This is a genomic window from Flavobacterium xylosi (assembly GCF_042787345.1).
GTDB classification, from domain to species: domain Bacteria; phylum Bacteroidota; class Bacteroidia; order Flavobacteriales; family Flavobacteriaceae; genus Flavobacterium; species Flavobacterium xylosi.
On sequence record NZ_JBHZPZ010000032.1, the window covers coordinates 1 to 11,550 of the forward strand.

The 11,550-nt window shown below is 35.6% G+C and carries 4 protein-coding genes; all 4 read left to right on the forward strand.

Annotated features, from left to right (window positions below):
• Positions 1-871: gliding motility-associated C-terminal domain-containing protein (locus ACFX5E_RS16090; RefSeq protein WP_379856186.1), on the forward strand; the 871-nt coding region annotated here is incomplete at its 5' end.
• A gap of 123 nt (positions 872-994) precedes the next feature.
• Positions 995-1,903: a PorP/SprF family type IX secretion system membrane protein gene (locus ACFX5E_RS16095; protein WP_379856187.1), complete on the forward strand. Its 909-nt coding sequence runs from the start codon at positions 995-997 to the stop codon at positions 1,901-1,903.
• A gap of 12 nt (positions 1,904-1,915) precedes the next feature.
• A complete protein-coding gene (locus ACFX5E_RS16100) occupies positions 1,916-3,859 on the forward strand; it encodes an OmpA family protein (protein ID WP_379856188.1) in 1,944 nt (647 codons plus the stop codon).
• Between the two features lie 1,586 nt (positions 3,860-5,445).
• Positions 5,446-11,550: HYR-like domain-containing protein (locus ACFX5E_RS16105; RefSeq protein WP_379856189.1), on the forward strand; the 6,105-nt coding region annotated here is incomplete at its 3' end.

The following is an 11,550-nucleotide window of genomic DNA, read 5'->3' on the forward strand; positions in this document are numbered from 1 at the left end:
TTGTACTTGGAAAACAACAGGAACACAGCCTGCTGAACCAACAACAGCATTAGCCTGTTGGGAAACTAGAAGCTTTGATACAACATCTTGTACTTGGAAAACAACAGGAACAAAGCCTGCAGAACCAACAACAGCTTGTTATGAAACGGCTACTTTCAATACGACAACTTGCGCTTGGGATGTAACAGGAACAAAACCTGCCGCTCCAACAACCGCCTGTTATGAAACGGCTACTTTCAATACGACAACTTGCGCTTGGGATGTAACAGGAACACAAACGGTAGAACCAATTGTTCTAAATTCAGTTTGTAATTCAGATACTAAATTGACTATTGATTTAAAAAACTTGTTACCTGTAGGAACTCCGCTAAACGGAACTTGGACAGACGTCGATAATACGGGTAAGTTAGAGGGAAGTGTATTTTCTCCTTTTGGTCTTAATATTCGTAATTATTATTTTGAATACAAAGCTGCAGGGGAAAATTGTCCATCAATTATAAAAATCAATATTAGCGATGATTGCGGAAGTATTGTATTAGGTTGTGGAATCGTTGCGGTTCATAACGCCTTCTCTCCAAATGGAGATGGAATTAATGAGAATTTCATTATCGATAATATTGACGATATTAACTGTTATCCAGATAATTCTATGGAAATTTATAACCGATGGGGAGTAAAGGTTTTTGAAACTACTGGATACAACAATACAACTAGGGTTTTCAACGGTATTTCTCAAGGTAGAACAACAATCAGCGATTCGTCTGGTTTACCTACTGGAACCTATTTTTATATTCTGATTTACACATCAGTTGACAATAACGGTAACCTTCAGACGAACAAAAAAGACGGGTATTTATACCTTACTAAATAATTAGAATCTGAATACCTGAGGATTCATAAAACCTCAGGTATTCCTTAAAATAAAATGAATTGCTTATCTGTTGGACTCTTTATTAATAGGTTTGATAGCGCATTAACATAATTAATATCTACTATGAAAACAAAACTATTTTCTCTCGTTTTGATGTTTACAACCATGGTAAGTTTTGCTCAACAAGATGCTCAATTTACACAATATATGTACAACACGATAAATATTAATCCTGCTTATGCAGGATCAAGAGGAGCGCTTAGTATTTTTGCATTACATCGTACACAATGGGTAGGACTCGATGGTGCTCCAGTTACTAACGCAGTTTCTGTCAACACTCCGCTAAACAATAGTAATCTGGGATTGGGAGTCTCTATTATTAATGATAAAATAGGACCTACACACGAGAACACTATATCTGCAGATTTATCCTATACCATTCCAGCTTCGGAGACTTTTAAACTTTCGTTTGGAATTAAAGCAACTGCTAACCTCTTTAATTTGGATGTCTCCAGACTAAATCCAGCTGACGACGATCCTAGCCTACATGATTATAGTAACAAATTCTCGCCTAATATTGGTGCTGGTGTCTATTTACATTCTGATAAAGCTTATATAGGTTTTTCGATACCTAATTTTATTGAGTCAAAAAGATATGATGATAATGAAGTGGCTATTTTTAAAGAAAAAATTAATTACTACTTGATTGCAGGTTATGTATTCGATTTAAATAGTGGTATCAAATTCAAACCTGCATTACTGACTAAAATGGTTGAAGGAGCACCTCTTCAATCAGATGTTTCGGCAAACTTTATGTTTAGTGATAAATTTGTGGTGGGAGTCGCCTACAGATGGAGTGCGGCTTTAAGCGCCATGGTTGGTTTTCAAGTTTCAGAGGGTTTATACATAGGATACGGTTATGATCATGAAACGACTAGTTTAAACCGCTATAATTCCGGTTCGCATGAAATATTTCTGCGCTTTGAATTATTTAAAAACAACAATAAAATCGTTACTCCAAGATTCTTCTAAACAATAATTATTATGAAAAATATTATACTTCTTTACATAACAATAATAAGTGTTTTTTCATTTAACATTTATTCTCAAAAGGCAAGGGTAACTGCAGCGGATAAAAATTATGACAGCTATGCCTATGTTGACGCTATAAAAACCTATGAAAGGGTGGCTGAGAAAGGATACAAATCCGTCGATATGTTTAAAAAATTAGGGAATGCTTATTACTTCAATGGTGAACTGGATAAAGCTGCTAAATGGTACGGTGAATTATTCAACATGCCTGCTGATAGTGATTTAGAAGCGGAATATTATTATCGCTATGCGCAATCTTTACGTTCTATTGGCCAAAACGATAAGGCGAATGAAATGTTGCAAAAATTTATTCAAAAATCGGGAAACGACAGTAGAGGAAAGCTTTTTAAAAAAGATATCAATTATTTAGAAGCTATAAAAGCTAATTCAGGTAGATACCAAGTTGAAGATGCAGGTATCAATTCTAAATATTCTGATTACGGAAGCGCAATATATTCAAACAAGATAATTTTTGCATCGGCTAGAGATACAGGAAGTTTGGGGCAAAGAAGACACAAATGGACCAATCAGGCTTTTACAAATTTATATGCATCTGATTTAGAATATAATATGACTCCAGGAGCATCTAAGAAATTTGATGAAAACATAAACTCAAAATTTCATGAAGCCTCTCCTGTCTTTACTGCTGATGGAAAGACAATGTATTTCACTCGCAACAACTATCTCGATGGCAAAAAAGGAAAAGATGGAAATCAAATTACTCTAATAAAAATATACAAAGCTAGTTTAGTGAATGATAAATGGTCTGATGTAACAGAATTGCCTTTTGACAGTGACAATTACAGTACAGCCCATCCCGCTTTAAGTCTTGATGGAAAAACTTTATATTTTGCCTCGGATATGCCGGAAACATTAGGCCAGTCTGATTTATTTAAGGTGACAATTAATGAGGATGGTAGTTTTGGAACTCCTCAGAATCTGGGAAATACAATCAATACGGAAGGTAGAGAAACCTTTCCGTTTGTAAATGATGAAAATGAGATTTATTTTGCTTCAGACGGACACCCAGGACTTGGAGGATTAGATGTTTTCATGTCCAAAATAAATGCCGATGGAACTTTCAGTGAAGTTCAAAATGTGGGTGCAGATGTGAATTCTCCAAAAGATGATTTTGCTTATTTGATTGATACAAAATCAAGAAGAGGTTTTTTCAGTTCCAATAGAGATGGTGGTAAAGGCTATGATGATATTTATAAATTCTTGGAAACCAAAAGACTGATTTGTGAACAGCTATTATATGGTGAAATAACAGATCTGGTTACTAAAGAACTACTTGCTGATGCAAAAATTAGTTTATATGATAGCCAATTTAATCTCATTAAAACGAATGTTTCTGATGTTAAAGGGAACTATACTTTTAAGGTAGGATGTGGAAAAACTTATAATGTGAGAGCTGAAAAACCGGAGTATACCACCATAGAACAAAAAGTAACTATTGCTGAAACAAATGGAAAAACGTATTTGCCTATCACATTGGAAAAAGCAAAATGTAAAGTGACCATTGGTGATGATTTAGGTAAATGCTTTGGAATAAAAATGATTTATTTTGATTTAGACAAATCTAATATTAGAAAGGAAGCGGCTTTGGATTTAGAAAAAATATTAGATGTTCTAAACCAAAATCCAACCATGAAATTAGACATACGTTCTCATACAGATAGCAGACAGACTTTTAAATACAACGAAGCTTTATCAGAAAGAAGGGTTAAATCTACTATGGGATGGTTAATCAAAAATGGAATTGATTCCAGTAGATTGACTGGAAGAGGATACGGCGAAACCCAACTTGTAAATAAATGCTCTGACGGTGTAAAATGTACTGAAGAAGAACATCAATTGAATAGAAGAAGTGAATTTATAATTACTGCTTTATAAATATATTTAGAAGTTAAAATAGAAATAATACCTGTTAAAACAACAATAAATTAAGCCTCCGAAGTTAAATTTCATGCATTTTTCAGTCCTGTTTTATAAATTATAAAACAGGACTGAAAAAATCATTTAAATATTTCCATTACTGTAGCTTAGTTCAAAGGGTACTAAATTAATATTCCCAATACTCCTTAAAATATTGAAATATTAAAAAATTTGATTCGTGTTTTATTTTCTTTATTCCATTTTTTATTTTAAATAAGAAACTAAATTAAATGGTTGCGTTTGTAATTTTTTTTGTATGAAAGAAATGTGAATTTTTTTATACAAAAAAATACATTTTAACGACTATTTAGGTTATTCGTAGGAAAAAAAAATCAATAACAATAATTTTTCTTAAATTTGATTATGCCTATTAACAAACTTTTACAACTGCCTAAAAGTTTTAAAAAAAAAAATGAACTTAAAGAAAAAGAAATTCTTTTAACCCAAAAAAAAAGAAAATTCTAATCTTTATAAATCTAAAACACATATTGTAGTTTAGATTATGAAATTACACTTTTGAATAGTTTTAAATATAAAAAAAGGAATGTCACCTACGACAGAAAATATTCTTTAACCCAAAAAAAGAAAGCTTTCATCCTTAAACAAAACTAATATCATTCTTGAAACAAAGATTAAAAAATTGTGTGTTTAATTATTGCGAAATTTTAGAAAAGGGTAAGTCACCTGCGACTGGAAATATTCTTTAACCCAAAAAAAAGTTTTCATCCTTAAAAAACTAAAATCATTCTTGAATTCAAGATTGAAAATTTTTGAATGTTGAATTGCTGAAAATAGGAAAGTCACCTGCGACTGGAAATATTCTTTAACCCCAAAAAAGAAAGTTTTCATCCTAAAAAAGCCAAAATAATTCTTGAAATCGAGACTGAAAAGTTTTGAATATTGAATTGCTAAAAAAAAGGAAAGTCACCTACGACTGGAAGTATTCTTTAACCCAAAAAAAGAAAGGTTTCATCCCTATAAAGTATAAATCGTATTTGTGGTAACTAATTATATACCCTGATTAGGATTATGTAAATATATTTTATCAGCACCAATTTTACAAATAAAACCAAGATATCAACGTATAAGTCTTATCAATAGTCATCGAATTAAGCTATAATCTTTATCAAAAAATTGATCAAAATCAGTAAGTAAATACCTTTTTAATAAATTACTAATAAATTACCAACGAAGTAAAAACGAATGCAAATCAATGATTTATTATTTAAAAAAGATTAATATGAAAACAAAAATTACTTTACATACCCCAGTCTTTATCTTTTTAACCCGCACTGAAAATTTTGAAATTGAAGCCTCCAAATATTGGGAAAATTTACTTCAAAATATGATATTCCTTATTAAAAAAATGGTGACCGATTATCCATATTTTAATCATTCAATAACTATATCTATAAAAATAGATTTGATACCTATGAAGGTTAATAATTTGATTAGAGTTACACAACCTTCAATATGCAAAAGAACTCTTAAAAGTACTTTTTACTACTAAACTTCACTTTCTAACGATTTAAAAACAAATCAATATGAAATCAACTATTACTAATTCGACAAAACTATTTACGATTTTTCTATTAAGTTTATCATCAATTATGCTTGCCCAAACAATTGGTCCTGGTATTGCACCAGTAAATTCACCAACTGGAGGATTTAATATCGACGGTTCCCTAATAGCCAACTCAACTACGGGAGATTGGGTTGACGGAACTGGGACTGGTGGTTATGTCCTTGCCAACTCAGGAACACCTTTAAATTCTGGAACAACTTTTCATTTATATGACCTATATAACTCCTCTTTGGACAATACATTTGGAGGCGGCGATAAAGTAGGTGACAATCCAAACAATTGGTCTTCGGTATCTGGCACTCCCAACAATAAAACCGATATAAACAATGCACTAATCCATTTTACTACAGATGCATTGGGTAATGTATGGGTAGTTTTTGCGGCCGACCGTTTAAGCAATAGCGGTAATGCCTATCTCGATTTTGAATTTCTTCAAACTACCATGACTAGTAGCAGTAGCGGATTTTCAACTTTAGCTCCTCCCTCAACAGGTGGCCGGACAGAAGGTGACTTCTTATTGACAGTCTATTTTGAAAGTGGTGTTGCCAAATTTGATATTCAACGATGGGAACTTAACGGAAGCACTTGGGAATATAAAACCTATTTTTCTTCTCTTTTGCCCGACTCAGTTTACGCAGCAGGGAACACAGCTGTTGTTCCTGTTCCTTATCAAGCATTTGGAGCAAATAACTATCCTCAGAATACATTTATTGAATCAGCTGTAAATTTAACAGCAGTATTAGGAGCAATTGATCCCTGTGCGAGTCTTAAAATAAAAACTATTTTTGTTAAATCTAAGGTTTCTACCTCTTCATCTGCATCCATTTCCGACTTTTTTGAACCACTTCAAGTCAATAATATCACCCTTGGAAGCGCTGATGCAGGAGATGACGATACTGTTTGTTCAGGATCGCCCTATACCCTTAAAGGATTAGCCATGCCCAGCCCAGGTTATGAACTTGTATCTGCAACTTGGTCATTTATGTCAGGATCAACTGGTATTATAGCAGTCGCCACAGACCTAAATTCAACTGTGAGCATAGATGGAAGTTCTGCAACACTTCGATTAACTGTAGTGACGGGGCCAATAAGTGGTTCAGGATCGCAATGCACTGTATCAGATGATGTAGTTATTACTGTTAAACAGACACCAACATCTTCTATTACTGGTTCAGATGGTCCTTTATGTCCTTCGGCTTCAACTATTTATTCAGCACCTGCAAGTGCCGCATACTCATGGGGTATTTCAGGAAACGGAACCATAGTTGGTGTTTCTAACATTCAAAACGTTTCCGTAGCTGCAGGTTCAATCTGTAACGAAACCTTTACATTGTCCTTAACTACAACTACAAACGGATGTAGTTCCACTTGTACAAAAATTGTTACAGTAGTAGATGATACAGCACCTGTCATAAGTACTACTGCAGCATCATTAAATCAAACCCTACAATGCAACAATACATCCGGTATAACTTCTGCATTAGCGTTATCTCCTGCTGCAACCGACAATTGTAGTCTTACTCCAACTAAAAATTTAGTGAGTGACACTACAACTGCTGATCCGAATTGTACAAATGCTTATGTGAGAGTACGTACTTGGAACTTTACTGATGGTTGTGGAAACACTTCTGCTAATTTTATACAAACCATTACAGTGATTGACAATGCCGTTCCAGTGATAAGTACGACTGTTGCTTCGCTAAATCAAACACTACAATGCAATAATACGGCTAGTATAAGTGCAGCATTGGCGTTATTTCCTGTAGCTACCGACAATTGTACACTTGCTCCAACTAAAAATTTAGTGAGTGACACTACAACTGCTGATCCGAATTGTACCAATGCTTACGTGAGAGTTCGTACTTGGAATTTTACTGATAGTTGTGGAAACACTTCGGCTAATTTTGTTCAAACTGTTACAGTAATTGATAATACGGCTCCTGTTTTAAGTACTACTGCAGCATCGCTAAATCAAACACTACAATGCAACAATACAGCTAGTGTTACTGCAGCATTAGCGTTATCTCCTGCTGCTACCGACAATTGTACCCTTGCTCCAACTAAAAATTTAGTGAGTGACACTACAACTGCTGATCCGAATTGTACCAATGCTTATGTAAGAGTGCGTACTTGGAATTTTACTGATGGTTGTGGAAACACTTCTGCTAATTTTGTTCAAATTATTGCAGTAATTGATAATACGGCACCTGTTATAAGTACCACTGCAGCATCGCTAAATCAAACACTACAATGCAACAATACTATTGGTATAACTGCTGTATTAGCGTTATCTCCTGCAGCTACAGATAATTGTACTCTTGCTCCAGCTAAGGTTTTAGTAAGTGATACTACAACTGCTGATCCGAATTGTACCAATTCTTATGTAAGAGTGCGTACTTGGAACTTTACAGATGGTTGTGGAAATACTTCTGTTAATTTTGTTCAAACAATTACTGTGATTGACAATACCCAACCAATTTTAAAAATACCTGCGGATATAACTATTGAATGCAGTATAACACCTCCAGTTGTAAATGTTTCAACCGCCAGCGCGACGGATAATTGTGAAGCAACACCAAAAATAACTTATCTTGGAGAAGTAAGAACAAATGGAAACTGTTTAAATGACTATAGCTTAACTAGAACATGGAAAGCTGAAGATGGGTGTGGAAATTTTATAACAAAATCACAAACAATAAAAGTGCAGGACACAACGCCTCCATCGTCTTTCACTCGTCCACAAAATATAATACTTGAAAGTGATGAAAATTGTTTTGCTGATATTAGTACTGTATCAACTGGTACAGTTACAGATATTATAGATAATTGTGGTCCATATTTACCTCCTACTTTTATAGATGGTGACTGTTTCGGAAGCTTTGACAGCCAATCGATTAATGCAGGAGGTGGAAATTATTTTCCCTTTACAATTTCAGGATTTGATGGTGTTTTAGCAAGTGCCATAGAAAAAGTGGCTTTAGCTTTTGAAACAAACCAGGGAAAAGGAAGAGCAGAATTTACTTTAGTATCGCCTAATGGTCAGGCAATTATTTTAGTTGGACCATATTGTACAGGCGGAGCGTGTGATGATGCCACGTCTAATACTAAAGAATTATATACTCCTACATTTTATCCAAAAGACCAACCTAAATGGGAGAACATCAATTTTATTCCCGTAGGTAATGGAAATTTCACGCCAAACGGAGCCCTTTCCTCAACAAATAGTATCAATCCTATTAATGGTCCAGTATTATATGTATCCAGTTTTGAAAATTTTACTGGCCCGATGAATGGTGACTGGTTTATTTATTCCAGAAAACAAGCTAGTGTAAATGGCAGCATAGATTTCAAAAGTGTTTGCTTGACACCTGTAGTTTTGTGCAAAAACGAGAAACTGATTGTCAGACATTGGACGGTAAGTGATGTTTGTAACAATGCTGTCAAATTTGATCAGGTTATCCGTGTAATCGATAAAACAGCGCCAACTTTTACAAAACCAGCAGACAAAACCATTTATACCGATGCTACTTGTACTTACAATACAAATATTGAATTTACTGGTGACGTATTAGATGAAGAAGACAATTGTTCTACCGGAATTCAAGCAACTAATGTTGATGGTGAACCAGTAGCAAACGTTGGTTGTCAAGGTGGATTCACCATAGCTAGAACTTGGAGTTTGACAGACAGCTGTGGAAACAAAGCAACTGACCAAATTCAAACCATTACTATCCGTGATAATACTCCGCCTACTTTTACCACTCCAGCAGACAAAACCATTTATACTGATGCTACTTGTACTTACAATAAAAATATTGAATTTACCGGTGACGTATTAGATGAAGCAGACAATTGTTCTACCGGAATTCAAGCAACTTATACTGATGGTGAACCAGTAGCAATCGTTGGTTGCAAAGGTGGATTCACTATAGCCAGGACTTGGAGTTTATCTGACAATTGTGGAAATGAATCCACTGCTTTACAAACTATTACTATCCGTGATAGCACTCCGCCTACTTTTAATACTCCAGTTGATAAAACCATTTATACTGATGCTACCTGTACTTCCAATACAAATATTGAATTTACTGGTGACGTATTAGATGAAGCAGACAATTGTTCTACCGGAATTCAAGCAACTTATACTGATGGTGAACCAGTAGCAATCGGTGGTTGCCAAGGTGGATTCACTATAGCCAGGACTTGGAGTTTGACAGACAGCTGTGGAAACAAAGCAACTGACCAAATTCAAACCATTACTATCCGTGATAATTTTCCGCCAACTTTTACAAAACCAGCAGACAAAACCATTTATACCGATGCTAATTGTACTTACAATACAAATATTGAATTTACTGGTGACGTATTAGATGAAGCAGACAATTGTTCTACTGGAATTCAAGCAACTTATACTGATGGTGAACCAATAGCAATCGTTGGTTGCCAAGGCGGATTTACTATAGCCAGAACATGGAGTTTATCTGACAATTGTGGAAATGAAGCCACTGCTTCACAAACCATAACGATACTTGATAACACTCCGCCAACTATTACAGCTCAAGCTTCAAATATAACTGTAGAATGTGATGGTCAAGGTAATCAAAATTTAATTAGTGATTGGTTAGCTAATCATGGCGGTGCAACCGCTTCTGATACTTGTTCTAATGTAATTTGGTCTAATAACTTTAATGCCCTTTTGAACGATTGTTCAGCTGATGTAACTGTAATTTTTACTGCTAAAGATTCTTGTGGAAATGTTGCTTCAACTTCAGCTACATTTAGTGTAAAAGATAGTACTAAACCAATAGCTCCAGAAGCTCCTGCGGATGTTACTTTATCTTGCACTACCAATGTGCCACTAATGACTTCGCTTACAGCTATGGATGATTGCAGTGGAGAAATCACTGTACAAGGAATCGATACGATTGTTCAAGGTGATTGTGCAAACTCTTATGTTATCACTAGAACCTGGACATTTACAGATTCTTGTAGCAATTCTTCTTCTACTGTGCAAACTATTAATGTTCAGGATACAACTGCTCCGGTAATCAATCCATTGCCTGCAACTACAACTATCTCTTGTCCTGCAACCCCTGAGTTTACTCGAGCAACTGCAACTGACGCTTGTGGTTCTGCTATCGAAATAACTCCGGTTGATGTGACTACCAATGGTGCTTGTGCGGGTTCTTATTCTGTAACCAGAACCTGGACTGCTAAAGATGCTTGTGGAAATTCATCTACTGCAACCCAGACTATAAACTTTCAGGATACCACGGCTCCGCTAATCAATCCATTGCCTGCAACTGCAACTATCTCATGTCCTGCAAACCCTGAGTTTACTCAAGCAACTGCAACGGATGAATGTGGTTCTACTATCGAATTGACTCCAGTTGATGTGACTACCAATGGTGCTTGTGCGGGTTCTTATTCTGTAACCAGAACTTGGACCGCTACAGATGCTTGTGGAAATTCATCTACTGCGACCCAGACTATAAAAGTTCAGGATACAACTGCTCCGGTAATCAATCCATTGCCTGCAACTACAACTATATCTTGTCCTGCAACCCCTGAGTTTACTCGAGCAAATGCAACTGACGCTTGTGGTTCTGCTATCGAATTGACTCCGGTTGATGTGACTACCAATGGTGCTTGTGTGGGTTCTTACTCTGTAACCAGAACTTGGACCGCTATAGATGCTTGTGGAAATTCATCGACTGCAACCCAGACTATAAACGTTCAGGATACCACGGCTCCGGTAATCGATCCATTGTCTGCAACTGCAACTATCTCTTGTCCTGCAGTCCCTGAGTTTACTCAAGCAACTGCAACTGACGCTTGTGGTTCTGCTATCGAATTGACTCCGGTTGATGTGACTACCAATGGTGCTTGTGTGGGTTCTTATTCTGTAACCAGAACTTGGACCGCTATAGATGCTTGTGGAAATTCATCGACTGCAACCCAGACTATAAACGTTCAGGATACCACGGCTCCGGTAATCAATGCATTGCCTGCAACTGCAACTATATCTTGTTCTGCAACCCCTGAGTTTACTCAAGCAACTGCA

What these genes read in the sequence shown, in the direction of transcription:
- ACFX5E_RS16095 (WP_379856187.1), top strand. Translation starts at nt 995, where the DNA reads ATGAAAACAAAACTATTTTCTCTCGTTTTGATGTTTACAACCATGGTA.
- ACFX5E_RS16100 (WP_379856188.1), top strand. Translation starts at nt 1,916, where the DNA reads ATGAAAAATATTATACTTCTTTACATAACAATAATAAGTGTTTTTTCA.